Here is a 25,440-nt window from a genome sequence, read left to right on the forward strand (position 1 = left end):
TTTTTATATCATTAGCAAGTCTATTGACTATTTTTAATGGAAAATCCTGAACAGTACACCCCAAGCGTCCTGTTGTTTCCATAGACCTCTTCATTAACGGCAGGATTTGATGCGCCATCAACCGTGAACACTATCTTGTTTATGCCGTCATTTAAAATGTCGTTAGGAATTTTAACAGATATCTTTGATGGATACTGTATTGAATACAGATCTATGTCATTCAGTACATGATCGTTTACCGATATAATGAGTCTTTTGGAATGGTAATTCCATTTGAGGTCAAAAGAAAATATATAATCAGAATTCATCCAGTTGAAAAATTCCAATTCCGACTTGCTTTTAGACCACTGAGCATCTCCCCATGATTCATAAGGATGCCAGTTTTTCAATACGATGTCCTTGGTATAGGACAGCAATTTTGAAGCTTCATCGTGTATTCTTAAAAAATGCAGCTGTGGATATGTGTAGGTAAGAATGAGAAGATTTGACTTTTCAAGAAGTTCAAACCATTCTTCCTTGCTCGGCAAGTGGTTTTCAAAGTTTTGTGAAGTGTCTGCGGTGGAGAACCCGGACTGAATGACATTGAAGAAGAGCTGTCGGGAAAAACTGTCGCCTACGGAAATGGCAGGTATGCTTTCAGAAGAAGGGATGACGCCATATTCTGCAAGCGTCCATTCCTGCCGACCTTTTTTGTAAGAAGGCCAGATATTCAGGAGATCAGCAATGTCTCGCTCCGAAGCATAGGCATTGCTGGTTTGCTTTTTCCCTGTAAGGGCAATGGAAGGGACGTCTGCCCCATGCTTCTGCAACGCTTCAATGCCTTGTGCAAGCACCAGGCCCGCTCCATACATGGACCAGTGTATTCCAGTATCCGGGAATGCCTCCATACGGTACTCATCCTTATCCAGCACACGGCATCCGTTGACATAGGGAATGTTTCTTGCCTGCAATTCATGCTCCCATATTGGATAAAGACTGGGAGGCATTTTTTCATGTTCTGCCCTGAATTCCCACAAGGGAGGTATGGTATCTGGCCGAATGTCTGCTTTGCTTGGCGCCATGACAAACAGGAATTCTTTTCCCATGTGGGCAAGACAAGCTTGTAATTCTGCAAGCACGGATGTAGTTGATGCAGCAATATTTTTAATATTGTCATCATTATAATGGGAATATTTGCTTGTTATATATTCTTTAAGATAAAGAACATTGTCTTTGCCTTGAAGAATGCTTCCGAAGTATCCTGAATGAAATTTTCCAGCATTCAAATAGTCGTAGATGGTGTTCTTGGCAACAAGCATCGTGTTTCTTGAGCCAAATTCTCTTGTCCACCACTTTTCCATTTGTTTTTGAAAAGTGCCGTTGCTGAAGGTCTTCCATGAAAATTCAGGCCTCGCTACATTGGCTTCAACGCCGACCAGAGGAGCCTGCTTGAGGTTGAACCATGGAATGAGGAGAATGCCAAGTACGAATGCAATGAAACATATTTTAATTTTATTCATGGCTAAAACCTGAAATAAATGAAAGGACTGAAACTGCTCGTCATTGAGAATACATAACTTCCTATAAAGAGTAACATTAAAATGAATATTCCAAGAAGTTTATTTTGCAGATAGGAGAAGGAGAATATTTTTATGGGATACGAAAATACTATGCCCAGGCACATGAAAAGAACGTTGCTTATCGTTATGCAGTATTCCCATGCCGGAATGAAGGAATACATGTTGTATGAACTGTTTCCGAAAAACATGATTTTTAAATATTCTAACGCGTAGGAGAGATCAGGGGCGCGGAAAAGCACCCAGCCTATCATGACGAAAAGCAGCACATAGGCATTGGCGAAAAGCTTTGGCAGGCGACTGATAAATTTGCCCGTGAAACGTTCTGAAATAAGACCGAATCCGTGCCAGACGCCCCAGAGGATGAAATTCCAGGCTGCACCATGCCATAGGCCGCAGACAAGGAACACTATGAACTGATTGATCAGCGTGCGGCCTGCCGAAATGCGGTTGCCGCCGAGCGGAATATAAAGATAGTCCCGCAGCCATGAAGAAAGAGAAATATGCCACCGTCTCCAGAATTCCTTGATGGAGAGAGAGCAGTATGGAAAATTGAAGTTTTCCAGAAAGTGAAAATTGAATATGCGTCCGAGGCCTATGGCCATATCGGAGTATGCAGAAAAATCGTAATAAATCTGCAGTGAATACGCTATGCAGCCCATCCAGGCCCAGAACTGCGGTATGGTGCCGACTTCAGTGATGAATATATGGTCGGCTATAAAGCCCATGTTGTCTGCGATGAAGACTTTTTTTGCCAGGCCGATGCTAAAGCGGACCAGTCCTTCGTAGACATTGTTTACATTCAGACTGCGATCATTCAGTTCTGAGCAGATGGTGCTGTAGCGCACAATGGGGCCAGCCACCAGCTGAGGAAAAAGCGAAATATAAAGAGCAAGATTGAATAAACTTTTTTGTACGTCTACTTCCTTGCGATAAACATCTATCGTATATGACATAGCCTGAAAGCAATAAAAGGATATGCCTATGGGAAGAGCTATGCCTGGGAGAGGTATTTCTGGAATCGACAGCAGATTACACAGAATGTTTATATTTGAAAGAGCGAAGTCAAGATATTTGTATATAAACAAGACTCCGATATTTATGAAAATCGCTAAAAACAGAATGATTTTTTTTCTGGAAACATAAGATGTTCTGTTTATAAAAATTGCTGCATAGTAATTGATTAATATGAGCATCAACATTACCAGGCAGGCTTTTGGTTCACCCCATGAATAGAATATAAGACTTGCAAATAGTAATATTATATTTCTATATTCTATTTTAGACAAAAAATAGACGATAAGTAAGAGAGGAAGAAAGACTGAAAGAAAGAATGGGGATGAAAAAACCATAAAATAGGTAACCTTTTATGATAAATTATATCATGCGGCGGAAGCCGGAGTTTCCGCCGCACGGCAGCTACTTTTCGTTTTTAACCAGTTCCATGTCATGGCGGACCATGAGCTTGACCAGCTCCTCAAAGGAGGTCTTGGTGGGGTTCCAGCCCAGCTTGGTCTTGGCCTTGGTGGGATTGCCCCAAAGGTTCACGACGTCCGTCGGACGGTAGAACTTGGGCGAAACTTCCACGAGCACGCGGCCGGTCTTCTTGTCTATGCCCTGTTCCGCCTCGCCTTCGCCGCGGAATTCCAGTTCTATGCCGGCTTCGTGGAAGGCCAGGGTGCAGAATTCACGCACGGAATGCTGATCGCCGGTGGCGATGACGAAGTCTTCCGGCTCTTCCTGCTGAAGGATGAGCCACATGCATTCCACATAGTCCTTGGCGTAGCCCCAGTCGCGCAGGGCGGAAAGATTGCCGAGATACAGCTTGTCCTGTTTGCCCTGAGCAATGCGCGCGGCGGCCAGCGTAATCTTGCGGGTAACGAAGGTTTCGCCGCGCCGCTCGGATTCATGATTGAACAGAATGCCGGAGCAGGCGTACATGCCGTAGGCTTCGCGGTATTCCTTGGTGATCCAGAATCCGTACTGCTTGGCCACGGCATAGGGGGAGTAGGGGTGGAAGGGCGTGGTTTCGCTCTGCGGACATTCTTCCACCTTGCCGTACAGTTCGGACGTGGAGGCCTGATAGACGCGGCAGGTCTTTTCCAGACCGCACAGACGCACGGCTTCCAGCACGCGCAGGACGCCGGTGGCCACGACGTCGGCCGTGTACTCCGGGACCTCGAAGCTTACCTGCACATGGCTCTGTGCAGCAAGATTGTAGAGCTCATCGGGCTTCACCAGACCGACGATACGCACGAGACTCATGGAGTCGGAAAGATCGCCGTAATGCAGATGGAAGTGAGGGTTCCCTTCAAGATGGTCGATGCGTTCACGCTTTTCCGTGGCGGAACGGCGGACGATGCCGTGGACATCGTAGCCTTTTTCCAGAAGGAATTCGGCAAGATAGGAGCCGTCCTGTCCTGTAACTCCGGTAATGAGAGCAGTTTTCATGAATGATTCCTTTGTGTTTGATGAGGGCTATATCCGAATTTTTTTCAGCAGTTCTTCCGTTTTTTCTTCCATGAGGGCCTTGTTGCCGCGACTTTCCACGTTGAGGCGCAACACCGGTTCGGTGTTCGAGCCGCGCAGGTTGAAGCGCCAGTCGGGGAAGGCCACGGAAAGACCGTCCACGCGGGTGACTTCCGCTCCGGGAAGGGCGGCATAGTCGGCTTCCACGCTCCTCAGCACGGCGGATATGTCGTCCACCCGGGAGTTGATTTCTCCGCTGCAAGGAAAGGCCTTGATGCGGTCGTCCACGCATTCGGCCAGCGTTTTTCCAGAGTCGCTTAAAAGCTGGGTCACGAGCAGCCAGGAGATCATGCCTGAGTCGCAGTAGGCGAAGTTGCGGAAGTAGTGATGCGCGCTCATTTCTCCGCCGTACAGGGCGTCTTCGGCGCGCATCCTTTCCTTGATGAAGGCATGGCCGGTTTTGGATTCTATGGGCTGGCCGCCGGCCCTGCGCACCACGTCCTGCGTGTTCCAGGTGAGGCGCGGATCATGAATGATCTTGGCGCCGGGGTGTCTCTTCAGAAGCGCTTCGGCAATCATGCCCACGATGTAGTAGCCTTCGATGAAACGGCCTTCGGCATCGTAGAAGAAGCAGCGGTCGAAATCTCCGTCCCAGGCCAGACCGAAGTCGGCTTGGCATTCGCACACGGCCCGGGAGGTAAGCGCGCGATTCTCCGGCAGCAGGGGATTGGGCACGCCGTTGGGAAACGTGCCGTCCGGTTCGCCGTGGATGAGCTCGATGTCCAGAGGCAGACGGTCGGCCAGCTTTTTTATGATGAGGCCGGCGCAGCCGTTGCCGGGATCGGCCACGATGCGGAAGTGCCTGAACGACTCTGGATGCACATAGCTCAAAAGATGTTCCACGTATTCGTCGCGGAAGCTTGCTTCGGTGAAGCTTCCTTTCAACCGTGCGGGAACATCCAGGCCTTCGGCGATGCGGTCGCGTATGGCGAAGAGGCCGGAATCTCCGCTCACGGGAACGGCGCCGCCGCGCACCATCTTGAAGCCGTTTTCGTCGGCCGGGTTGTGGCTGCCTGTGACCATGATGCCGCCGTCGAAGTTTTGGGCAAAGGAGGCGTAATAGATTTCTTCGGTGCCGCACATGCCTATGCCGGTCACGTCCGTGCCGGCCGCGCGCAGACCGTCGGCCAGCGCATGGTAGAGGGCCGGTCCGGAAAGACGGGCGTCGTGTCCTATGACCACGGTTTTCGGGCGGAACTGCTGCGCATAGGCGTAGCCTATCTGCCGTGCCAGCTGTTCATTCAGCGTGGAAGGATATTTGCCCCGGACATCGTAGGCCTTGAAGCCGGAAAGATTCATGCCTTTGTCTCCCCCGCACGACCGTAGTCGTCCTGAAGTCTTACGATGTCGTCTTCCCCGAGATAGGAACCGGACTGCACTTCAATGAAAACGAGCGGGATGGTGCCCGGATTCTTGATGCGGTGCTTCATGCCGAGAGGAATGTAGACGGATTCGTTTTCCGTGAGCAGGCGGGTGTTGTCGCCAATGGTGACTTCGGCCGTGCCGCTCACCACGATCCAGTGTTCGGCCCTGTGGTAGTGGAGCTGAAGGGAATTTTCTTCTCCCGGGTCCACCACTATGCGCTTGACCTGGAACCTGTCGGAAAGGACCAGCGTTTCATAGCTGCCCCACGGGCGATACACCTTGAGGTGAATGTCGGATTCCGGACGCTTTTCAAGCTTGAGCTTTTCCACCACCTGCTTCACGTCCTGGGACTTGCGGCGATCGGTGATGAGAATGGCGTCGCGGGTTTCCACCACGGCAAGATCGTGCACGTCCAGAGCGGCGATGAGGCGGCCGGAGCTGCGCAGATAGCAGTTGCTGGAATTTTCCACGATGACGTCGCCCTCGCAGGCGTTGCCGTAGGCGTCCTTGGGCGAAACCTCATAAAAGGCCTCCCAGGAGCCGAGATCGCTCCAGCCGCAGTCCACCGGAACCACGGCTGCCTTTGTCGTGTGTTCCATGACGGCGTAGTCGATGGAGTCCGACGGAGACTGGCAGAACGCCGTGCCGGGACGGATGAAGGAAAGATCGGTGCGGCGCTGGCCCCAGGCTTCCCGTACCGTCTGCCAGATGGAAGGCGCGAACCGCTTGAGTTCTTCCAGATAGGTCGAGGCCTTGAAGAAGAAGATGCCGGAGTTCCAGTAGTGTCCGCCTTCGGCAATCATGGCCTTTGCCTTGTCTTCCGAGGGCTTTTCGAGAAAGCGATTCACCTCGAACACGCCCGCGGAGATTTCGGATCCCCGCTTGATGTAGCCGTAACCGGTTTCCGGGCATGAAGGTTCTATACCGAAGGTGACGAGCATGCCGGATTCTGCCGCCCGACGGGCCTGTTCCACGGCCGCACAGAATTTTTCCGGATGTGCGAAGCGGTGATCGGAAGGCAGTACCAGAAGAAGGTTGTCGTGTTTTTCCAGCGCCGCGAAGGCGGCCAGCGCTATGGCCGGCGCCGTGTTGCGGCTGACCGGTTCAAGAATGATGGAACCGGTCTTGTCTTCTTCATGCATAGCGGCGCTGGCGTAGAAGCGATAGGCGTCGTTGCTGACCACAATGGGGTCTTCCGTATCCGTGAGGGCATTGGTACGGTTGAGCGTTTCTTTAAAAAGGTTGCTGCCGTTGCCGAGCAGCATGAACTGCTTGGGATACTTGGTGCGGGAGGCGGGCCAAAGACGCGTGCCTGAACCGCCGCAAAGAATGACTGGTTGAATTTTCATAACTCTTCTGCTATGGTTACTAGTTGAATGACTTTACAATATTCGACTGATAGTTTCCCATGAAATTGCACAGCTCCGGCTGCGGAATGCCCATCTCCATAAGAAAGTTTGCAAAGCAGTGCCGCAAATCCTGAATGCGCAGTTCTGGCCTTCCCAGCCTGGTACGCAGAAGATTCCAAGTATAAAAAACAGAAGTGAGACGCTGCCCGGATGACGATGTAAAGAGCCACGGCACCTCTTTGCGCCGGGGAAGTCTGCGAATAAGTCTGATGGCTTCGGTATTCAGGGGAATAAGTCTGCTCTGCCCCGTATAGGTCATCTTTGTGGCAAGAACAGCGCGTCGCAGATGCACATCCTGCCAGCGGGCATAGAGGATTTCCGACTTGCTGGCCCCGGTAAGCAAAAGCAGATGAATGGCTTGCGCGCTGGGACGATCGGCATATTCTTCAAGCAGATGAACAAGCTTCAATGCTTCTGCAGGCGTAAGAATTCCAGGAGCTCGTTGCTGCTTGTTTTTGCGCACAACCATATTCTGGAATGCAGCATCGCTCTTGAGCGCTCCCACCCGCACGGCAAAATTCAAAATATATTTGACGAGCCAGAACAGGCGATAACGCGAACTGGCAGCCAGGCCGTTGGCTTCCAAACTGGAGAGCCATTTCCCGAGTTTTTTTTCGGAAATTTCTGTCAGAGCGCAGTTACCAAGGTATGGCAGGATATGCCGGTTCAGATAGCGCTCGTCGGTCTTCCAGCTCCGCTTATTTTGCTGCACGTAGGGAAGATAACTGCTCCGAACAAACTCCTCGAACAGACACAGCCTGTTGATATCACTTGCATAGCTTGTGGTGATGGTCTTTTTCGCCCCTGCCATACGCGAATCCTTACTCGGAGCGTCCAAAAAGTGTACTTTTTTGACACTCATAATAATGTCAGTTTCTTTCCAGACCTATAGCAGGGAACATCCGAAAATTCCAGCAAAAAAATAACGTCGATTTTCCCCGCCTCTTACCAGCCAAAAAGTACACTTTTTCGACATGTTATCAGCATTTTATATTATCTTTTTTCAGTGAAGAAATACCAAATATAAAGCACAACATTCTTCTTTTCATTTCTACTATGGCGATGATCACACTCGTAAAATTCCTTTACTTTTGATCATAACCTGTTGAAAACAATGTATATAAATTGTAAACTATATAAAAATAGATGTATTACTTCAAGAAAATAGTTTATAATATATTAAAAATATGATGTTAATAATTTATTTCTTATTAAAAAACAAATATATTATGGTATTAAAAAATATAGTTGTGCATATATATATTATAAAAACATTATTTTATTTACTAATATATAGTATTGCTACTTTAATAATAATAAAATAAAAAGTGTAAAATTTTGTAATATAAATAAGTTGTCAAATACAAAATTGAACGTTAAAAATTGTATAGTATTTGTATAAAATATAGATTGCATGTTTTATATAGGAAGAAGAAAATAGCCTTATGAGAAATATTACAGAAGTTATGATAGTGTAATGATGTGAGCATAGTATAAGGTGAATGTTGTCCCGACATATATCCATATATTGCTAGAGATGCTGCTCAAAATGAGTGTATCGGCGTTTGTCGGATATTTGAAAGGAAAGAGCAGCTTGATGATATATGAGCAGTTCGGTGAGCTGAAGTTCAAATATCGTAATCGGTAGTTCTGGTGCCGTGGTTACTATGTCGACATGGTGGGTAAGAATAAGGCAAAAATAGCTGAGTACATCAGGCATCAACTGGCTGAGGATAAACTCGGAGAACAGCTGAGCATCCCATACGCCGGAAGCCCGTTTACGGGCCGCCGGTAACAGAAATGCAGATGTCAGACTGTAGATGCGCCTGTTAGGGCGCGGCTGGTAAGAAAGCCTTACAGGCGCACAAGAGGCCCCACCGGCTATGCCGGTGGGGCCTCATTCGTAAGAAGAATTTTTTGAGAAAAACTTGCGGGGAGACGGTCAGCGCGAGGCGTCGGCCCGTCCCATGACCCTGTTGAAAAAGTCCTGAAGCATGGACACCAGACGGGCGTGTATGGCTTCTCGTGTCTCCGCGTCCACGCTGTTGCACAGGGAGGCCAGCGGCATGGCGGGATCGGCGTCCGGACATGTCGTCTGGAGCGAGGGCGCATCCGCCTGAAGCAGCAGTTGGTACTCCGTGTTTTTCCCCAGCATGGCAACAAAGCGTCTGGCCTGTTCTGAAGGTCGGTTCCAGCGTTCCTTTTCCGCGCCCACGAACAGACAGGGAATGCGGACGTCGGCAAGACTGTCCTGACTGAACAGCATGGAGAAGCCGGGCGAGATGAAGGCCATGGCCCGGAAGCGTGCGTCCGCCACGGGCGTGTTGTGGGAGAGAGGCGGCAGCAGGGGAAGCGCCACGGGCGGCGTGGGAATGTCGCGGGCCCGGGCCAGCCGCAGCTGGCGCTGATGGCTGCGCGCCACGGAGTCGGCCAGGCGGCGGAAAAGCTGTTCGCGGGCCTTGACGGCCACATGCATCATGACGGTTTTTTCTTCCCGCTCCAGCGTGCGGTGACGCATGCTCGCCACCAGTTCGTCCATGCGGCCGGAGAGAAAAGGACGGCACCACGGGCTGTCCGTTGGGCGCAAAAGCTCCTTGACGTCGGGAGATGGTCCTTCATCGGCCAGCGCAGGCGTAACCAGAAAATTCTGCACTGTTCCTGAAAGCTCTTCCGGAAGGCTGTGTTCGGCGACAGGCTTTGGTGGCACGACTTCCGGCACGGAAATGGGAGGAATTTCATCGTCGGGGCGGATGTCGGGCTTGATGGTGTCCGGCAGGGTGAGCTCCGGCGAGGGAATCGTCATGTCTTCGTCGCCCTCCTCGGAAGCAGGTTTGACGGGCGCTCGTTCTCCGCAGAAGTCGGCCCAGGCGTCCGGGGTCATTTCGCCGCCGGCAAGCAGCAGGCCTGCGGAAGCTGGCATGCCGAAGCCGAGAAACGCTATGCGGGAGGCGTCGGCCTGCGCGCCTATCTGAGGATGCTCAAGCACGACGTCGAGGGCGGCCCTGAGCTGCAGCGCGCGCACGGGCAGTTCCCGATCGGAGAAGAGCAGCGCCATGTCCTCCCCGTTGTCGTGATCGTGCGTGGGGGCCGCCACGATGAATCCGCGGGAGGCGAGCTCAGCCGCAATGTCGTGATGCGTCCAGGCCGAGCCCGTGACGTCGTGAGACAGAATGATGACGGGCCACGGCCCTTCCATGATCGGCGCATTGCGCGCGGCGCTGAAGCTCCAGTCGCCCACCTTCACGGTGCCGGACTTGCGCCGCGTGGGATACCAGACGCCCATGTGAATCATGAGCCGCTGCGCGGGCAGACTGGAGGAAAGCGTGCGGTAGCCTGCGTAGATGGTCTGACTTTTCTGCCTGGCCTCCGCGCAGGGCGCAAGCATTAAGACCGTCAGCACGAGGATGACGAGTCGCCGCGTCAGACGAGGCAAGGTCGGGCAAAAAGAGGTCAGAGTCATGAGGTTGCTCCGCAGCGGAGCTTTTCTGGCTAGGCTTCGGGGTTTTCTTTGGGAGCCGCGAAGTCTACGGCCGGGCCCTGTTCCTTGCGGGGTTCCGCGGCCTTCACTTCGTTCCAGAGTTCGTCCTTTTCGTCCAGACTGAGCGCCTTGAAATCGAGTCCGCGTTCGCGGGCGAGCTTTTCCATGGCTTCAAAACGGGCGCGGAAGCGGTTGGCTGCAAAGTCCACGGCGGAACCGGCCTTGACGCCCATGCGGCGTCCGAGCTCCACGAGCGTGAAGATCATGTCTCCGAGTTCGTGTTCCTTGGCGGCGTCGCTGCCCGAGGCGCGGGCGTCGAGCAGTTCAAGCCATTCGGCTTCCACCTGACGTTCCACTTCTTCGTCGTCGTCCCAGGTGAATCCGGCTCCCGCGGCCTTGGCGTGCAGACGGTAGGCCTTGGTCAGCGGCGGCAGGCCGGAAGGCACGGAAGAGAGCACGCCCTTGGACGCTTCGCCTTCGGCTTCCTTTTCCGCCTTCTTGATGGCGGCCCAGTTCTTCATGAGGTCGTCGATGCTCTCGCAGTGCTTTTCGCCGAATACGTGGGGATGACGGCGGGTCATCTTGTCCGCGCCCATTTTGAGGGCGTCGCCGAGGGAGAACTGCCCCGCAAGTTCAAAGCGGCGGGCCATGAGCAGAAGCACGAAGAGAAGATCGCCCATTTCGTCGCAGGCGTGACCGGGCTTGCCGGAGCGGATGGCGTCCACGAGTTCATGACATTCTTCTATGAGATATTCGCACATGGATACGGGGGTCTGTTCCTTGTCCCAGGGGCAACCCTTTTCAGGATCGATGAGCTGATTGACGACGTTCTGAAAGCGAAGAAGCTGTTCCTGCTCGTTCATGATGGACTCCGTTTGAATATGACGGCGCAACGCGCTGAATTACAGTTGAGGAATGTGAAGGTCGAGAGAGCCGGCGAGCGCCTGAATGAAGCGCATGAGCGGGGGAAGCACCTGAGATTGCCTGACCACGTCTACGTCCGGCAGCAGCCGGATGGCGATGTAGCCGATGACTCCGGCGAAAAGGAGGCCTTTGGCCAGTCCGGCCAGCAGGCCGAGCATGCGGTCTATGCCGCCGGCAAAGGCGGATTCCAGCATGTTGTGAAGCACATGGGCAAGAAGCCCCACCACAAGAATGCCCGCCACGAAAAGCAGCGCCATGGAGAGCATGGGCGCAAAGCCCGGCGAAACGCCGTACTGCGTGAGCAGGGGCGCAAACTGTGCGCTGAAGGTGCGGGCGAGCACAATGCCGGCCGCCACGCCGAGCAGGCCCGCGACTTCCTGCACCAGGCCCCGTATCAGTCCCTTGACGCTGAAAAAGAGCAGAATGATGAGAAGGGCGGTGTCAAGCAGATTGATTTGAAACATAGGACTTCGGCATTCCTCTGAAATAGGTGTCAGGGTATTGTAGAGGAACCGGCGGCACTGTCAAGAAAAAGCGGACGCCGCGCGCAGCCCGGAAGAAAAACGTCGCGCCCCGGCGGCCGAAAGCCGGAGAGGAAATCTTGCCTAAATGAAAAAAAGAGAGGAATATGAGGCCCGTCCGAAGAAGGATGCATCCTTCTTCGGACGAAACCTTTTTGAGGAGACCAAGCATGAAAGAGACTTTGCAGGATATCAGAACCCGTCGCAGCTGCCGTAAGTTTCAGCCCCGTCAGATTGCCGAAGAGGAGCTGAACGCCATTCTCGAAGCCGGAACCTGGGCGCCTACCGGTCACGGCTGGCAGTCTCCCGTGATGGTGGTTTTGCAGGACAAGGCCACCATAGAGAAGCTCTCGAAGATGAACGCCGCCATTATGGGCACGAACGGCGATCCCTTCTACGGCGCGCCCACCGTGGTCGTCGTGCTGGCGGACAAATCCCGTCCCACCTATCGGGAGGACGGCGCGCTCGTCATGGGCAATCTGATGCTGGCCGCGCATGCCGTGGGCGTGGCGTCCTGCTGGATTCATCGCGCCCGCGAAGAGTTTGAATCGGAAGAAGGCAAGGCGCTGCTCAAGAGCTGGGGCATCGAAGGCGACTACGCCGGCGTGGGACACTGCATTCTCGGCTACGCCGCGGAAAACGGCGAAGCGCCCGCCAAGCCCCGCAAGGAAGGCTACATCATCCGCGTGTAGCATTTGGCGCGTTCGTAAACCTGTTCAGCAGAGCCGGGGCCGCCGGAAACGCGTCTGAAAGCGCTTTGGGCGGGGCGATTGCCGCAAAAGCTCCGGCAGAGCGGCGTCATCGTTCGGAGCTTGCCCTGATCGGGCTGCGGCGGACGTGAACATGTCGTCTCCGACGCTTCACCTCGTGGCTTTTTGCTGTTTTTGCATCGTGGGCAGACTGCCTTGACCTTTGCAGGTCGAAGCAGCCTGCCCCGATGTTTTTGTGCCCGGGGAAGTCTGAGAAGACAAAAAAGGACCGGCTTGCCTTTTTGTTCGGGGGATTATACCTTCATTGCCCGAAAATACAGGAAGTTTCGTTGCCGGCGGCGCGCGGGGCACTGTTGTCTGCCGTTCTCCGCTTCCGTCGGAGACGGGAGAAAGTTCCGCCTGACGGCGCGGCGGGAAAAGCGCCGGGCGTACGCCGGGAAAGAGTGCTGCGGAACGCGACAAGTCGTCGGCCGCTGCTGTGGAGGAAGCATGAGCGAGTCTCGGATAGGAACGGTGGGCATCGTGGTGGACGATCAGGAAAGCACGCCGCAGATCAACGCCATACTGCATCAGTATGCCGACATCATTGTGGGGCGTCTCGGCATTCCCTACCGCAGCCGCGGCGTGGCCGTCATTGCTCTTGTCGTTGACGGCAGCATGGACGCCATTTCCGGCATGACCGGGCGCATAGGCAAAATTCGCGGCGTGTCCGTCAAGGCCGCCGTTTCGAGGCGCTGAGTCATGATGAATGTTTCGTCTTGCCTTTCCGTGATTCAGGAGATGGTCGAGGGGCGCTTCCCCGGCCCGGAACGTCTGGGAGCCTTTATCGACGCCTGCGCCCCGGAGCGTTTTGCCGGTCCCGTGCCCGAAAACGCGTCGGCGCTGGAGGCGGAATATCTTGCCGAAGCCGGACTTCCGGCCGCGGCCGCCTCGTCCGACAAACCCTCGCCGGAAAGTGCGCTGTCTGCGGAAGAGGCAGGCGCGGTGAAGGACGCGCTGTTTGCCGCGGCGCGTGAAAAGGCACTGGCGCATTTCGGCAATCGCGTTTATATCCGCGGGCTCATAGAAATTTCAAACATCTGCCGTCAGAATTGCCGATACTGCGGCATACGCGCAGGCAACGCACAGGCGGAACGCTACCGGCTTTCTCCCGAACAGATTCTGGACTGCTGCGAGCACGGCTACGGGCTGGGATTCCGCACCTTTGTTCTTCAGGGCGGCGAGGACGCCTGGTTCACCGACGAGCGGCTTGCCGACATGCTGCGCAGCATCAAGAAGCGCTGGCCCGACTGCGCGGTCACGCTGTCGGTGGGAGAGCGTTCGACGGAGTCGTATCGACTTTTGAAGGATGCCGGAGCCGATCGTTTTCTTTTGCGGCATGAAACGGCCGATCCCGTGCATTACGCCAAGCTGCACCCCGCGGCGCAGTCATGGAAGCATCGCATGGACTGCCTGAAGGCGCTCAAGAGCTGCGGGTATCAGACCGGCGCGGGGTTCATGGTGGGCTCGCCCTGGCAGACCACGGACTGCCTGGTGAAGGATCTGTGCTTTCTGCGCGATTTTCAGCCGGAAATGGTGGGCATCGGACCGTTCATTCCTCATGCGCAGACGCCGTTCGCCGCGTTTCCCGCCGGCAGCGTGGAAAGAACGCTGGTGATGGTGGCGCTGGTGCGGCTGCTGCTGCCCTGCGCCATGCTTCCTTCCACCACGGCGCTGGGAACCGCGGCGGGCAACGGTCGCGAACGCGGCATTCTGGCCGGAGCCAATGTGCTCATGCCCAATCTTTCGCCCCGCGAGGCGCGGGCGCGCTACCGTCTTTACAACAACAAGCTCTCGGAAGGCGCGGAATGCGCCGACAATGTCCGGGAACTTCGGGAGCGCATACGCGCCGTCGGGTACGACATCGTCGTGGACAGGGGCGATTTTCGGTCCTGCTGACTGTGAAGCGGACCGTGTTTTGCTGGAAAAGGAGACGGTATGTCCGACAGTATTAATGATACGCCGCGTTCGGGGCGACTGCACATAGGCATTTACGGCAGGCGCAACGCGGGCAAGTCTTCCCTCATCAACGCCATTACCGGACACGAAACGGCCATTGTTTCCGAAACGGCGGGAACCACGACGGATCCGGTGTACAAGTCCATGGAAATTCACGGACTCGGTCCGTGCGTGCTCATCGACACGGCAGGTTTCGACGACGTCGGCCCCATGGGCGAGCTTCGCGTGGAAAAAACCCGGCTGGCGCTGGAGAAAACCGACATGGCGCTGCTTGTGGTGACAGACGGAGACGATCTTTCCGTGGAAAAGAAGTGGGCGGCGTCGCTGAAGGCGCGCAAGACGCCGTTCATCGTGGTGCTCAACAAGATGGACGAGCACAGCGAGGCCGAACTTGAGCGTCTTTCTTCCCGCATAGCCGACGAGCTCGGCAAAAAGCCCGTGGTTGTGAGCGCAAAGGAGGGCACGAACATGCCCGTGCTGCGCGAGGCCATGCTGCGTCTGGTGCCGGCCGACTGGGGAACCATGAAGCTCACCGGCGATCTTTGCGGAGAAGGCGACGTGGTCATGCTGGTCATGCCGCAGGACATTCAGGCTCCGCAGGGACGCCTCATCCTGCCGCAGGTGCAGGTCACCCGGGAACTGCTGGACAAAAAATGCATTATTGCCAGCTGCACGGCCGACAAGATAGCGCAGACGCTGAGCGCGCTTTCGCAGCCTCCGCATCTCATCATCACGGATTCGCAGGTGTTCGGCGAAGTCTGGAAGCTCAAGCCTGCGGAAAGCCTGCTGACGTCATTTTCCATTCTGATGGCGGGATACAAGGGAGACATCAATGAGTTTCTCAAGGGCGCGGAAGCCATCGACCGCCTGACGCCGCACTCCAAAGTGCTCATTGCGGAAGCGTGTACGCACGTGCCGCTTGCGGAAGACATCGGCCGGGAGAAAATTCCGCGCAGGCTGAGGGCCCGTTTCGGCGAAACGCTGGAAATCAAGGTGGTGAGCGGAACGGACTTCCCGGCGGATCTCACGCCGTACGATCTCATCATTCACTGCGGCGCGTGCATGTTCAACAGAACTTATATGATGTCGCGGGTTCAGAAGGCCAGAGAGCAGGGCGTTCCTCTGTGCAACTACGGCGTGGCGCTGGCCAAGCTCACGGGCATTCTGGACAAGGTGGTACACGCCTGAACATGGTTCGGCGCATGTTGAACCGAGCATGTTGAGCCGATGACGGGAGGACGCGCTGCTTCGTTTGAGAGGAAAAAGCGCGTCCTTTTGGCATGCACAAATCATGAGGGCAGGGGCCGTTTTCGGACGTCCTTCCGGCAATGCTGCCGAAGCGGGGCGTTTTTCATGAGATACGGTGGGGAAAAGATCGCCGTAGAAATCTTTTTTATCAAAAGGGGAAGAAAAACACTTGCCTTTTGGAGCGGGTCCGGCTATATTCCCCTTCGTTGTCGGGATGTGGCTCAGTTTGGTAGAGTACAGCGTTCGGGACGCTGGGGTCGCTGGTTCAAATCCTGCCATCCCGACCAGATGAAAAGAATGTAAGGCCTCGTAAGGGTAACACCTTATGAGGCCTTACTTTTATCCTGCTTCGTTTCCAGAGGAGTTGCGGCAGAACGGCGGAGCACTTTTCTGAAAAGCGGCAGCACAAGTGCATGCTCCGATGCTGAAAACGGAAGGACGTTCGACGTTGAGGATGTCCGCCTCAGCAAAAAAGCAGAAAAAGTGCAGGCCCGGCCTGAGGGGAAAGCCCCCGATAATCTTCGGGGGCCTTGCATTACCAGTATCTGTGAGGCGGAGGCGGGGGCGGAGGACGATGCCCCTTGGGCGGACGGCGGGGCCGCTTCTTCGGCTTGCGATGGTCGGGCGGAGGCGGAGGAACAACGCATCCGGTCAGCGACGAGGTCGCCATGCCGATGGTCGCCAGAGCCGCAAAGGTGCTGAGAAAAGAGCGTCTGGTCATCATAATGTTGCCTTTTGTTTTGAAATATATGAATTTTCTTGACCTGTAGTTTATTGGTAGCATAGCTGGAAGCGTTGTCAATCGCTTCTTCCGGATGGAGGCCCCGGCGTGAGATTTTTCGACGCTCCTGCGGGGGGATGTTCGACAAAGCGACGCTCCGGTGAATCAGGCTTTTGCCGTCAGCGACCTTGAATCATTGCTGAATCTGCCCGCGTTTGGTGGCGTCATGATGTCGTTGCAGAACTTCGTCTTGTCATGACATCTTTGGCAAACGTGAAAGACGCAAAAAAAAAACAGCCTCCGCGAGACGTCACGGGGGCTGTTTTTGCATGCGGATATCCGCGGGAATATGGGCGGCAGGACAATCGGCGGATGCGTGACGTCGGCGCTTCGGCGCGGAACCGACGCCGTGCATCCGCCGTCATGCCGCTCTCATGCCGCGACGGGCGCGCAGCATGGGGCGCTTTTGCATGAGCGCTTTCCTGCTGCGCGCATGGATGCGGCATTACAGCCAGCTGGGCTTCTTGTCCGACAGAACCGCATCGTTCATGGTAAAGGCGTCGAGGCTTCCGGCCTTGACCTGGATGCAGAGAAAACGGATGCCCTTGTCGGCAGAGGCGCTGATGCAGCGCTCCGCGCCGGGATCAACACGGAAACAGCTTCCCTCCTTCAGCGGCAGTTCCTTGCCGTCAACATACAGCCTGCCTTCGCCTTCCAGAACGAGATAGACTTCTTCATTGTGCTTGTGCGCATGTACAAAGGGCACGGAGACGCCCGCGGGCAGATTGTTGCAGGAAATTTCCGCGCCGGTCAGGCTGAGAAGATCATGCAGTTCGGTGCGCGAGGCGGAAAGATCAATGCAGTCGAGGTTGTACTGGGACATGGAATGCTCCTTTTTGATTAGATATCAAACTTTTTATGAAAAATTTTTGCCGTTCCGCAAGGGGAACGGCAGGCCTCAACCTGTCGGCGTCATGAGAAATGCTCACGATTGTGACGCCGGATGCGTTTTCCGCAGGGCGAGCCGTTTGCTGAACCAGCGCATTTCGCCCCGGAAACGGCGATTCGCCCAGCGGAAAGCGGTTACGACTCCACACATTTTGCCAGAAGGCGTTCGAGCTCGTCGGCTTCCTGCTCCGTGAGCCTGGACAGGATGATGTTTTGCAACCCGTCGGAAATGGCGATAAACGCCGGTTTGAGCGCCTTTCCCTTGTCGGTGAGCCGTACCCTGACGCCCCGGGAGTCTGCGGGATCGGGAATGCGCTCCACGTAGCCGTGGCGTTCCAGCTTGGTCACAAGCGTGGTGAGTGTTGACTTTGTGCGGCGGGCCTGTGCGGCAAGTTCGCTCATGTTGAGCTCTCCGGCCTCGAAAAGCAGGTGCAGCACGATGCCGTGACTCGGCGCGATGTCCTTCAGCCCGGCTTTTTCCAGTTCGCCGAGGATGAAGGCGTTGCCGGCCTCGCGCAGCCGACTGGCGTAATTGAGAATGGCTTGATGTTTCATGAGAAGGTTTTTAGTTTGATATCGAATTTATGTCAAGAAAAAAATGGATCACGACCCTGGTTCCGATCGTGATCCGAGGCGGCCGGATTTCTGCGAGGAGGCGGCAGGACCGGACCTGTGAGATGTGGCGGCGCGGAAAAGACGCCTGATGCGTTACTGTTTGTTTTTGTTCTGCAGGCGGTCGCGGAGAATGATGGCCAGAAGGTTCATGCCCACGACAAGGAAGATGAGCATGAGCGCCGTGCCGTACTGCAGGGGAAGGGTTTTTTCTATTTCCGTGCCCGAGGTGGCGAGGATGTACATGTGGTAGGGCAGGGACATGACGGGGCTCAGCAGGGAGTCGGGCATGTGCGGGGTGAAATAGACGGCGGCCGTGAACATGATGGCGCCGGTTTCGCCGGCGGCGCGGGCGAGGCCGAGGATGCAGCCGGTGAGCATGCCGGGGAATGCGGCGGGAATGACCACCCGCAGGATGGTCTGCACCTTGGTGGCTCCCATGGCGAAGGAGGCTTCGCGCCAGGAATCGGGCACGCGGCGCAGCGATTCTTCGGCGGTGTTGATGATGATGGGCAGCGTGAGAATGGAAAGGGTGAGGATGCCGGAAATGAGGCTCACGCCGAGCCCGAGGAAGGTGACGAAGAAGGAGAGGCCGAACAGGCCGAAGACGATGGAGGGCACGCCGGCAAGGTTGTTGATGCCGAAGCGGATGTAGTAGGTGAGGCGGGAGTGCCGGCTGTATTCATGCAGATAGACGGCCGTGGCCACGCCGATGGGAAAGACGATGATCATGGAGCCGAACGCGAGCAGGAACGTGCCCACGATGCAGGGCATGATGCCGCCTTCCGTCATCATTTTTCTGGGGTATTCGGTGAGAAACTCCCAGGAAAGCGAGGAGAAGCCGTTGACGGCGAGGTACAGGCACACGCCGGAGAGCGCCAGCACGTTGATGGCGGCGGAGGCGTGCAGCAACCCGAACATCACCTTCTGAAGGCGCAGACGAAACAGGTTACGCTTGGCGGTATTCATAGGTTCTCTCAAAGACGTTGCAGATTCGGTCGAATGTTGCATGGCCCTGGTAGGGCTCTGGGCGGAATGGGTGAGACCGTACACGTAAGGAATCCTTGTTTGAGGAGAGCCGATGCGGCGTTTGAAAATCGAATGGCGCTGCGTCGGCGGCGGCGCTTCAGCAGCCGATGCCGGAATTTTTCTTTTCCGCGATGCGGAAGGCCGTGGCGTTGAAGATGAGCGTGAAGATGATGAGCACGATGCCCGTGGCGAAGAGCGCGTAGTAATGTTCGCTGTGGAAGGGGGCTTCGGCCATTTCCGCGGCGATGGAAGCGGGAATGGGGCGCACCGAGTCGAAGAGCGAAGTGGGAATGACGGCTGCGCCGCCTGCGACCATGAGCACGACCATGGTTTCGCCTATGGAGCGCGACATGCCGAGCATGACGGCCGTGCCGATGCCGGAACTTGCGGCGGGAAGAACGACGCGGGTCAGGGTTTCCCACTTGGTTGCGCCGAGGGAGAGGGAAGCTTCGCGCAGTTCGCGGGGCACGGAATAGATGGCGTCTTCAGCGACGGAACAGATGATGGGCACGCTCATGAAGGCGAGCATGAGACCGGCGTTCAGCAGATTGAGGCCCGTGGAGGCCCCGAGATAGTTCTGCAGAAAGGGCGCGACCACGACCATGCCGAAAAATCCTATGACCACGGAGGGCAGGGCGGCGAGCAGTTCGACAAAGGGCTTGACGATTCTCCGCATGCCGGGTCTGGCCACTTCAGAGAGATAGATGGCGGTGGCCACGCCGAGCGGCACCGCAATGACGGTGGCGAGCGCCATGACCGTAAGCGACCCCACAATAAGCGGCAGGATGCCGAATTCCATGGGGTCGTCGGTGGGATACCAGTTCAGGCCGAAAAGAAAGTCGGTGAGCGGGTAGTCCTTGAAAAAGGGAAGCCCGTCCAGCATAAGAAAGAGCACTATGCCCGCCATCGAGAGGATGGAAAGCGTGGATATGCCGGCCAGAAGCCATTCTGTGAATCGTTCCTTGCGAGTGTTCATGCCGAGTCCGTGGGATGCAAAAAAGGGGGGAAGTTCCCCCGGGGGTGGGTCGGCTCCAGGAAGCCTCCGCCGAAATTTCAGCCTTCGGCGGAGCTTCTGGGGAGCCTGATCTCGATGCAGGAGTTTTCATGCGGCGGGACGATTTCGTCCGTCCCGAAGGTCCGCGAGGAAAAACGCCTACTTGGCGAGCGGGATGTAGCCTGCGCTCAGAACGTCCTGCTGGCCGAGCTTGGGATCAAGCATGAAATCCATGAACTTGGCGGTGTTGCCGGCAGGCTTGCCGTTGGTGAAGAGGTAGAGTTCGCGGGAGAGGGGCCACTTCTTGGCGAGAGCGGTTTCGGAAGTGGCCTTGACGCCGCCGATGCTGAGGCCCTTGACGTTGTCATTCAGATATCCCATACCGATATAACCGATGGCGTTGGGGTTGGTGGCAACGTTCTGCGCCACGCCGCCGTTGCTGGCCTGGGTGAGGGCCTTGGGCATGACTTTGGCGTCCTTCATGACCAGTTCCTTCCAGCATTCGTAGGTGCCGGAGGAGTTGTCGCGGTTGACGACAACGATGGTGTTGTCGGAGCCGCCCACTTCCTTCCAGTTGGTGATCTTGCCGGAGAAGATGTCGCGGAGCTGATCGATGGAAAGATCTTTCACGGGGTTCTTGACGTTGACGATGGGCACGAGCGCGTCCACGGCGATGGTGGTGCGGGTGAGTTCCATCTTCTTGCCGGCGGCGAGCTTGGTTTCGCTGGACTTCACGTCGCGGGAGGACATGGCCACGTCGGTGATGCCGTCGAGCAGGGACTTGATGCCGGTGCCGGAACCGCCGCCGGAAAGCACGATGGAAATGTCGGGATAGCTCGCCATGAAGTGCTCGGAAGCCTTCTGGATGATGGGCAGCACGGTGGTGGAACCGTTGATGGTGACGGATTCGGCGGCAGAGGCCGGGGCGACCGCGCAGAGCGTAAGCAGGGCGCTCAGAATGACGTTTTTGATCTTCATGATCAGACTCCTTGTTTCATCCGACGGGTCATTCCGTCCGGACAGGATGGAACTTAGAAAGGTATTGTTGCGGCAGTATATCCCGGATATTAACTTTTTGTTTCAGTTCAACATGGCGGCAATTCACGATATTTTTATCAGAATGTAACATTGGCTTCATACTGGAAGGCTACATACATTCCAAACCGAAAGGGGAACATTGTGGACAACAAACAGCCGGTCATACTGGTGGTAGAGGATGACGACGACATCCGTGAACTGGTGGCCTTTTCTCTGGAAGAGGAAGGCTATCATGTGGAACAGGCCGCAGACGGTCTTCGCGGTCAGGAAATGGCGGAAACGCTGAGGCCCGACCTCATCATTCTTGATCTCATGCTGCCCGGGCGGGACGGTCTTTCCGTGTGCAGGGAGCTGAACAAGCACGCCGCGGAAAGCATGCCGTGCCCCATTCTCATGCTGACGGCGCGCGGCGAGGAAATGGACCGCATCATAGGCTTCGAGTACGGAGCCGACGATTATGTGGTCAAGCCCTTCAACATCCGCGAGCTCATGCTGCGCGTGCGGGCCATTCTGCGCCGCCGCAGCATGGACACGGGAAAGCGCGTCATCACAAGGCACGGCGTGAGTCTCGATCAGCAGGGGCGGCGGGTTTCCATAGACGGACGCACCCTGGAACTCACCGCGCTGGAATATCGCATTTTTGAGGACTTCTTCCTCAATGCGGGACGCATCCGCACCCGCGAGGAGCTGCTGTCTTCCGTGTGGGGATATCAGTTTGAAGGATACGAACGCACGGTCGATGTGCATATAGCCCGTCTGCGCCGGAAGCTGGGAGACGCCGCCCAGTATCTGGAAACGGTGCGCGGCATGGGCTATCGCTACAAGGAATAGCCATGAAGAACACTACCTTTTCCATCAAGATCTTTTTCTGCTTCTGCGTCGTCATTCTGTTCTCCGTGCTGGTGCCGTGCGGATATTTTCTTCACAGCATCAAGCAGGAGAGCATAGACCTTACGGGCGAGGAAGCGTTCCGCGAAGTCTCGTTTGTTCGCACCTATATTATGGAAGAGGTGGAGAAGGGCGAGTTCGATCAGAAGAGCGCGCTGCCGGAAACCCTGAAGAGATTCTATTCCGGCGGCGAGCACCGCGTTACCCTCATCGACGCTGAAGGAACCGTGCTTTACGATTCCTTTGCCGAAGACGTTTCCAGGCTGGAAAATCACCGTTATCACGAAGAAGTGGCCAAGGCGTTCAGCAGCGGCGAAGGTTCCAGCGTGCGGCACAGTTCCAGCCTCGGCACATCCTTTGTGTATGCGGCCAAAAGGGTAAGCATTCCCGGAACGTCCATAAGCGTCATCCGTGTTGCCGCGCCGTTGTCCCTGGTGGAGGAGCATGCCGGCGACAGAAGCCGGGCGCTCATGGCCGGAGCCGTGGCCGCGCTGGTCTTTGCCGTGGCTTTTGCCGCGTTCATGTCCATGCGGTTCCGCCGTTCGCTGCAGCTCATGATTTCCTCCGTGGAAAATCTGGCCACGCCCGGAAGCCGCAGCGGACGCATCAGCCTGCGCACGCTGCCGGGCGACGAATTCGCGCCGCTGGCCGCGGCGGTGAATTCCATGGCCCAGCGCATGGAAGTGCAGGTCAATCACATTCTTGCCCAGAAGGCGCAGCTCGACGCCGTGCTCAACAGCATTGCGGAAGGCGTGCTCGTGGTGGATCACGAAGGCTGCATACGCAGCGTGAACGCCACGCTGGTGAGGCTTTTCCCCCGCGCGGCCCACGCCGAGGGCCTGCAGCCTGTGGAAGTCATTCCGTCTCCCGATCTGCAGAAGGGCATAGAGTCGCTCAAGCACGCCGTGCCGGAAAAGCCCGTGCAGTTTGAAATGGACAACATGTCCGGCCGAAAGCTTCAGGTGCTCATCTGCCCCATTGTGGGCGAAAGCAAGCTGCTCATGGCCGTGGCCGTGTTCCACGACATCACGGAAATGTCCGTGCTCATGGAAATGAGACGGGACTTCGTGGCCAACGTGTCGCATGAGCTGCGCACGCCGCTCACGGCCATCATGGGATACGCCGAAAGTCTGAAACGCTATGTTTCGGAACCAAGAGCGCTTCACTTCCTGGAAGTCATCGACCGCAACTCGCAGTACATGGCCACCATGGTCAAGGACCTGCTGCAGCTCTCCAGCATAGAAAACGGCGCGATTCCCATGGACATCAAGCCCATGCCCGCCTCCATGGTCATACGCGGAGGCATGGATCTGTGCCGAAGCTCGGCGGAAAGCAAGAAGCTCGAATTTGTTGAAAAACTCGACGACGGCGACTTTTCCATCAGCGCCGACGCCGAATATCTCACGCGGGTGGTGCGCAATCTTCTGGAAAACGCCTGCCGCTACGCGCCGGAAGGCTCGCAGATCGTCATTTCCGCGGAGCCCGACAAGGAAAACGGCATGGCGGTGTTCCGCGTGGCGGACAGCGGCCCCGGCATTCCTCCGGAACTTCGCGTGCGGGTGTTCGAGCGCTTCTACCGCGTGGAAAAGCATCGGGGCGGCCAGGTTTCCACCGGACTGGGGCTTGCCATCTGCAAGCACATCGTGGAGCGTCACGGCGGATGCATTTCCATTGAAGACGGCCCCGGCTGTATCGTGAAATTCACCGTTCCCCTTGCCTGAAAACCTTTAGCCACATCTCTTCTCAAGGAGATTTCCCATGCAGAACATAAAGATGGAGACCGTGTCGCTGAACTTCTTTTACGGAGCGAAGCAGGCACTCAAGAACATCAGTCTCCAGTTTCCCGAAAAAAGGGTAACGGCGCTCATCGGTCCTTCCGGATGCGGCAAAAGCACGTATCTGCGCTGCCTGAACCGCATGAACGATCTCGTGGCGGGCAGCCGCGCGGAAGGCGGCATCCTGCTGGACGGCAAGGACATCAACGTGAAGGACTGCGACGTCGTGTCCCTGCGGCGTCGGGTGGGCATGGTGTTCCAGCGCCCCACCTCGTTCCCCAAGAGCATTTTTGAAAATGTGGCCTACGGACTGCGCGTCAACGGCGAGAAGTCGGAATCCGTCATTGCCTCGAAGGTGGAGGAAAGTCTGAAGCGCGCCGCGCTGTGGAACGAAGTGAAGGACAGACTTTCCGATTCCGCGCTGGCGCTTTCCGGCGGTCAGCAGCAGCGCCTCTGCATTGCCCGCGCCCTGGCCGTGGAGCCGGAAATCCTGCTCATGGACGAGCCCACCTCGGCTCTTGACCCCATCGCCACGCAGCAGATCGAGGAAGGCATAGGTCAGCTTCGCGATCAGCTCACGGTCATTATCGTGACGCACAACATGCAGCAGGCGGCCCGCGTTTCGGACTACACGGCCTTCTTCTACATGGGCGATCTCATCGAGACCGATGAAACCGACGTCATTTTCACCCGTCCCAAGCTGAAGCAGACGGAAGACTACATCACGGGCCGCTTCGGCTAGACCGCGTTGTGCCGCCGTGCCTCTGCGCCCGCGCTGCGCGGCGAAAGCACGGCGTTTTTTTGCCCGGAATCGTGCTTTTTCAGAAGGAATGCGGCTGAAGGCGCTGCGGGTCGGCGGCGTCCGGAAGCCTCATGTCCGCCGAATCCGTTCCGCGGGAATCTCCCCCCGGGACCATGCCGCATGGAGATTCCATGCGCACGCAGAGGTTGACCATGAAGGACGACATGTACGGTTCTTCCGTACTTCGTGGACTGAGGACCGAACTGCTCACCATGGGCAGTCTTGTGCAGATGGCCTACAGCAAGGCCCGCACCGCAGTGCTTCTCCGCAATGAGAAGGTGGCGGAGGAAGTGGTGCGCGGCGACGACGTCATCGACGACATGGAGCTTGAGCTCGACGAGAAATGCACCAGCGTCATAGCCAGAACGCAGCCCGTGGCCAAGGATCTGCGCTTCATTCTTACGGCTGTGCGCATGGTGCTTGATCTTGAGCGCATCGCCGACGAGGCCGTCACCATAGGCCGTCAGGTGTCGCATCTTCCCGAGGCGCTGCCTTCGGAACTGGAGCAGGACCTTGCCCGCTACATGCAGCTGGCGTTCGACATGCTCGACACGTCGCTGGGAGCCTTCCGCAATGAGGACGTCAATGCCGGCATGACGGTCTTCCACAGCACGGACGAGAGCGTTCGTCTGCTTCTGGCCATCTACGAGAAGCTCATGGACGCCGTGCGCCGGAATCTTGTGGATCCCGGCGTGGCGGTGCCGCTCATTCTCATTGTGCGCTCCATCGACCGCATCTGCCGCCGTTCGGAAAATATTGTGGAGCATCTGTGCTTCATGTGCGACGGCATCACCGTCAAGCACAGGGTGAAGTTGTCCGGCTCCGAAGCCTGAGAGCGATGAAAAAAGAAAGAGCCCCCTTCGGCCTTACGCCGGAGGGGGCTTTGTCGCGCCTT

22 protein-coding genes, 1 tRNA gene and 1 pseudogene are annotated in these 25,440 nt (G+C 56.2%); 10 read left to right on the forward strand and 14 right to left on the reverse strand.

Annotation, left to right across the window (positions count from 1 at the left end):
- Positions 1-20 precede the first annotated feature (20 nt).
- From Q0K02_RS05435 to Q0K02_RS05460, 6 genes are all read right to left on the reverse strand, one after another.
- Complete coding sequence (locus Q0K02_RS05435; RefSeq protein WP_294485767.1) at positions 21-1,499, reverse strand: hypothetical protein; 1,479 nt, start codon at positions 1,497-1,499, stop codon at positions 21-23.
- Between the two features lie 2 nt (positions 1,500-1,501).
- Positions 1,502-2,644: an MBOAT family O-acyltransferase gene (locus tag Q0K02_RS05440; RefSeq protein ID WP_294485769.1), complete on the reverse strand. Its 1,143-nt coding sequence runs from the start codon at positions 2,642-2,644 to the stop codon at positions 1,502-1,504.
- Between the two features lie 331 nt (positions 2,645-2,975).
- Positions 2,976-4,007 (reverse strand): GDP-mannose 4,6-dehydratase, encoded by a 1,032-nt coding sequence (gene gmd, locus Q0K02_RS05445; RefSeq protein WP_294485771.1) that lies wholly within the window; start codon positions 4,005-4,007, stop codon positions 2,976-2,978.
- A 27-nt stretch (positions 4,008-4,034) separates the two neighbouring features.
- Positions 4,035-5,384, reverse strand: a complete 1,350-nt coding sequence (locus Q0K02_RS05450; protein WP_294485774.1) for a phosphomannomutase — start codon at positions 5,382-5,384, stop codon at positions 4,035-4,037.
- Positions 5,381-6,799: a mannose-1-phosphate guanylyltransferase/mannose-6-phosphate isomerase gene (locus tag Q0K02_RS05455; protein ID WP_294485777.1), complete on the reverse strand. Its 1,419-nt coding sequence runs from the start codon at positions 6,797-6,799 to the stop codon at positions 5,381-5,383. Before Q0K02_RS05455 ends, Q0K02_RS05450 begins: the two co-directional genes overlap by 4 nt.
- 19 nt (positions 6,800-6,818) lie before the next feature.
- Complete coding sequence (locus tag Q0K02_RS05460; RefSeq protein WP_294485780.1) at positions 6,819-7,670, reverse strand: site-specific integrase; 852 nt, start codon at positions 7,668-7,670, stop codon at positions 6,819-6,821.
- 558 nt (positions 7,671-8,228) lie between these two features.
- Between Q0K02_RS05460 and tnpA the strand changes: the two are divergent.
- Positions 8,229-8,654 (forward strand): annotated as a pseudogene (gene tnpA, locus Q0K02_RS05465) (IS200/IS605 family transposase).
- Positions 8,655-8,801: 147 nt separating this feature from the next.
- On the opposite strand, the gene Q0K02_RS05470 reads toward tnpA, so the two are convergent.
- The 3 genes from Q0K02_RS05470 to Q0K02_RS05480 are packed head-to-tail and all read right to left on the reverse strand — an operon-like array spanning position 8,802 to position 11,725.
- Positions 8,802-10,319, reverse strand: a complete 1,518-nt coding sequence (locus Q0K02_RS05470) for a dienelactone hydrolase family protein (RefSeq protein ID WP_294485782.1) — start codon at positions 10,317-10,319, stop codon at positions 8,802-8,804.
- A 29-nt stretch (positions 10,320-10,348) separates the two neighbouring features.
- The gene (gene mazG, locus Q0K02_RS05475) at positions 10,349-11,200 is read right to left on the reverse strand and encodes a nucleoside triphosphate pyrophosphohydrolase (RefSeq protein ID WP_294485785.1); all 852 of its coding nucleotides are present in this window, start codon (positions 11,198-11,200) and stop codon (positions 10,349-10,351) included.
- A 39-nt stretch (positions 11,201-11,239) separates the two neighbouring features.
- A complete protein-coding gene (locus tag Q0K02_RS05480) occupies positions 11,240-11,725 on the reverse strand; it encodes a CvpA family protein (RefSeq protein WP_294485788.1) in 486 nt (161 codons plus the stop codon).
- Positions 11,726-11,952: 227 nt separating this feature from the next.
- Here Q0K02_RS05480 and Q0K02_RS05485 point away from each other — a divergent pair, with 227 nt between their 5' ends.
- The 5 genes from Q0K02_RS05485 (at position 11,953) to Q0K02_RS05505 (ending at position 16,025) form a co-directional block, all read left to right on the forward strand.
- Positions 11,953-12,474 carry a nitroreductase gene (locus tag Q0K02_RS05485; protein WP_294485791.1) on the forward strand — a complete coding sequence of 174 codons (522 nt, stop codon included), beginning with the start codon at positions 11,953-11,955 and terminating at the stop codon, positions 12,472-12,474.
- A gap of 507 nt (positions 12,475-12,981) precedes the next feature.
- Entirely contained in the window at positions 12,982-13,230 is a 249-nt protein-coding gene (locus Q0K02_RS05490; RefSeq protein ID WP_294485795.1) for a TM1266 family iron-only hydrogenase system putative regulator, read from the forward strand.
- 6 nt (positions 13,231-13,236) lie between these two features.
- Positions 13,237-14,430 carry a [FeFe] hydrogenase H-cluster radical SAM maturase HydE gene (hydE, locus tag Q0K02_RS05495; RefSeq protein ID WP_294485798.1) on the forward strand — a complete coding sequence of 398 codons (1,194 nt, stop codon included), beginning with the start codon at positions 13,237-13,239 and terminating at the stop codon, positions 14,428-14,430.
- 39 nt (positions 14,431-14,469) lie between these two features.
- Entirely contained in the window at positions 14,470-15,678 is a 1,209-nt protein-coding gene (gene hydF, locus Q0K02_RS05500) for a [FeFe] hydrogenase H-cluster maturation GTPase HydF (RefSeq protein ID WP_294485799.1), read from the forward strand.
- Positions 15,679-15,948: 270 nt separating this feature from the next.
- A tRNA-Pro gene (locus Q0K02_RS05505) sits at positions 15,949-16,025 on the forward strand.
- A gap of 939 nt (positions 16,026-16,964) precedes the next feature.
- Here the strand turns inward: Q0K02_RS05505 and Q0K02_RS05510 are convergent.
- From Q0K02_RS05510 to Q0K02_RS05530, 5 genes are all read right to left on the reverse strand, one after another.
- On the reverse strand, positions 16,965-17,342 hold the full coding sequence (locus Q0K02_RS05510; RefSeq protein WP_294485805.1) for a cupin domain-containing protein: 378 nt from the start codon (positions 17,340-17,342) through the stop codon (positions 16,965-16,967).
- Between the two features lie 200 nt (positions 17,343-17,542).
- Positions 17,543-17,962: a MarR family transcriptional regulator gene (locus Q0K02_RS05515; RefSeq protein ID WP_294485809.1), complete on the reverse strand. Its 420-nt coding sequence runs from the start codon at positions 17,960-17,962 to the stop codon at positions 17,543-17,545.
- Positions 17,963-18,115: 153 nt separating this feature from the next.
- Positions 18,116-18,988 carry a phosphate ABC transporter permease PstA gene (pstA, locus tag Q0K02_RS05520; protein WP_294485811.1) on the reverse strand — a complete coding sequence of 291 codons (873 nt, stop codon included), beginning with the start codon at positions 18,986-18,988 and terminating at the stop codon, positions 18,116-18,118.
- Positions 18,989-19,145: 157 nt separating this feature from the next.
- Positions 19,146-20,024 carry a phosphate ABC transporter permease subunit PstC gene (gene pstC / locus Q0K02_RS05525; protein ID WP_294485813.1) on the reverse strand — a complete coding sequence of 293 codons (879 nt, stop codon included), beginning with the start codon at positions 20,022-20,024 and terminating at the stop codon, positions 19,146-19,148.
- 177 nt (positions 20,025-20,201) lie between these two features.
- A complete protein-coding gene (locus tag Q0K02_RS05530) occupies positions 20,202-21,020 on the reverse strand; it encodes a phosphate ABC transporter substrate-binding protein (protein WP_294485818.1) in 819 nt (272 codons plus the stop codon).
- Positions 21,021-21,221: 201 nt separating this feature from the next.
- Between Q0K02_RS05530 and Q0K02_RS05535 the strand changes: the two genes are divergently transcribed.
- The 4 genes from Q0K02_RS05535 to phoU all read left to right on the forward strand — a co-directional run bounded on the left by Q0K02_RS05535 (position 21,222) and on the right by phoU (position 25,378).
- Positions 21,222-21,911 carry a response regulator transcription factor gene (locus tag Q0K02_RS05535; RefSeq protein ID WP_294485821.1) on the forward strand — a complete coding sequence of 230 codons (690 nt, stop codon included), beginning with the start codon at positions 21,222-21,224 and terminating at the stop codon, positions 21,909-21,911.
- A 2-nt stretch (positions 21,912-21,913) separates the two neighbouring features.
- The gene (locus Q0K02_RS05540; RefSeq protein WP_294485823.1) at positions 21,914-23,689 is read left to right on the forward strand and encodes an ATP-binding protein; all 1,776 of its coding nucleotides are present in this window, start codon (positions 21,914-21,916) and stop codon (positions 23,687-23,689) included.
- Positions 23,690-23,726: 37 nt separating this feature from the next.
- Positions 23,727-24,485, forward strand: coding sequence for a phosphate ABC transporter ATP-binding protein PstB (pstB, locus tag Q0K02_RS05545; RefSeq protein ID WP_294485826.1), 759 nt, complete (start codon positions 23,727-23,729; stop codon positions 24,483-24,485).
- 191 nt (positions 24,486-24,676) lie between these two features.
- On the forward strand, positions 24,677-25,378 hold the full coding sequence (phoU, locus tag Q0K02_RS05550) for a phosphate signaling complex protein PhoU (RefSeq protein ID WP_294485829.1): 702 nt from the start codon (positions 24,677-24,679) through the stop codon (positions 25,376-25,378).
- Positions 25,379-25,440: the final 62 nt, after the last annotated feature.

It is taken from the genome of uncultured Mailhella sp. (assembly GCF_944324995.1).
Taxonomy (GTDB): domain Bacteria; phylum Desulfobacterota; class Desulfovibrionia; order Desulfovibrionales; family Desulfovibrionaceae; genus Mailhella.

Bases quoted from the DNA above. Each gene is read 5' to 3' on its own strand.
- Q0K02_RS05435 (WP_294485767.1), bottom strand. From the start codon at position 1,499: ATGAATAAAATTAAAATATGTTTCATTGCATTCGTACTTGGCATTCTC.
- gmd (WP_294485771.1), bottom strand. From the start codon at position 4,007: ATGAAAACTGCTCTCATTACCGGAGTTACAGGACAGGACGGCTCCTAT.
- Q0K02_RS05450 (WP_294485774.1), bottom strand. From the start codon at position 5,384: ATGAATCTTTCCGGCTTCAAGGCCTACGATGTCCGGGGCAAATATCCT.
- Q0K02_RS05455 (WP_294485777.1), bottom strand. From the start codon at position 6,799: ATGAAAATTCAACCAGTCATTCTTTGCGGCGGTTCAGGCACGCGTCTT.
- Q0K02_RS05460 (WP_294485780.1), bottom strand. From the start codon at position 7,670: ATGGCAGGGGCGAAAAAGACCATCACCACAAGCTATGCAAGTGATATC.
- Q0K02_RS05470 (WP_294485782.1), bottom strand. From the start codon at position 10,319: ATGACTCTGACCTCTTTTTGCCCGACCTTGCCTCGTCTGACGCGGCGA.
- mazG (WP_294485785.1), bottom strand. From the start codon at position 11,200: ATGAACGAGCAGGAACAGCTTCTTCGCTTTCAGAACGTCGTCAATCAG.
- Q0K02_RS05480 (WP_294485788.1), bottom strand. From the start codon at position 11,725: ATGTTTCAAATCAATCTGCTTGACACCGCCCTTCTCATCATTCTGCTC.
- Q0K02_RS05485 (WP_294485791.1), top strand. From the start codon at position 11,953: ATGAAAGAGACTTTGCAGGATATCAGAACCCGTCGCAGCTGCCGTAAG.
- Q0K02_RS05490 (WP_294485795.1), top strand. From the start codon at position 12,982: ATGAGCGAGTCTCGGATAGGAACGGTGGGCATCGTGGTGGACGATCAG.
- hydE (WP_294485798.1), top strand. From the start codon at position 13,237: ATGAATGTTTCGTCTTGCCTTTCCGTGATTCAGGAGATGGTCGAGGGG.
- hydF (WP_294485799.1), top strand. From the start codon at position 14,470: ATGTCCGACAGTATTAATGATACGCCGCGTTCGGGGCGACTGCACATA.
- Q0K02_RS05510 (WP_294485805.1), bottom strand. From the start codon at position 17,342: ATGTCCCAGTACAACCTCGACTGCATTGATCTTTCCGCCTCGCGCACC.
- Q0K02_RS05515 (WP_294485809.1), bottom strand. From the start codon at position 17,962: ATGAAACATCAAGCCATTCTCAATTACGCCAGTCGGCTGCGCGAGGCC.
- pstA (WP_294485811.1), bottom strand. From the start codon at position 18,988: ATGAATACCGCCAAGCGTAACCTGTTTCGTCTGCGCCTTCAGAAGGTG.
- pstC (WP_294485813.1), bottom strand. From the start codon at position 20,024: ATGAACACTCGCAAGGAACGATTCACAGAATGGCTTCTGGCCGGCATA.
- Q0K02_RS05530 (WP_294485818.1), bottom strand. From the start codon at position 21,020: ATGAAGATCAAAAACGTCATTCTGAGCGCCCTGCTTACGCTCTGCGCG.
- Q0K02_RS05540 (WP_294485823.1), top strand. From the start codon at position 21,914: ATGAAGAACACTACCTTTTCCATCAAGATCTTTTTCTGCTTCTGCGTC.
- pstB (WP_294485826.1), top strand. From the start codon at position 23,727: ATGCAGAACATAAAGATGGAGACCGTGTCGCTGAACTTCTTTTACGGA.
- phoU (WP_294485829.1), top strand. From the start codon at position 24,677: ATGCGCACGCAGAGGTTGACCATGAAGGACGACATGTACGGTTCTTCC.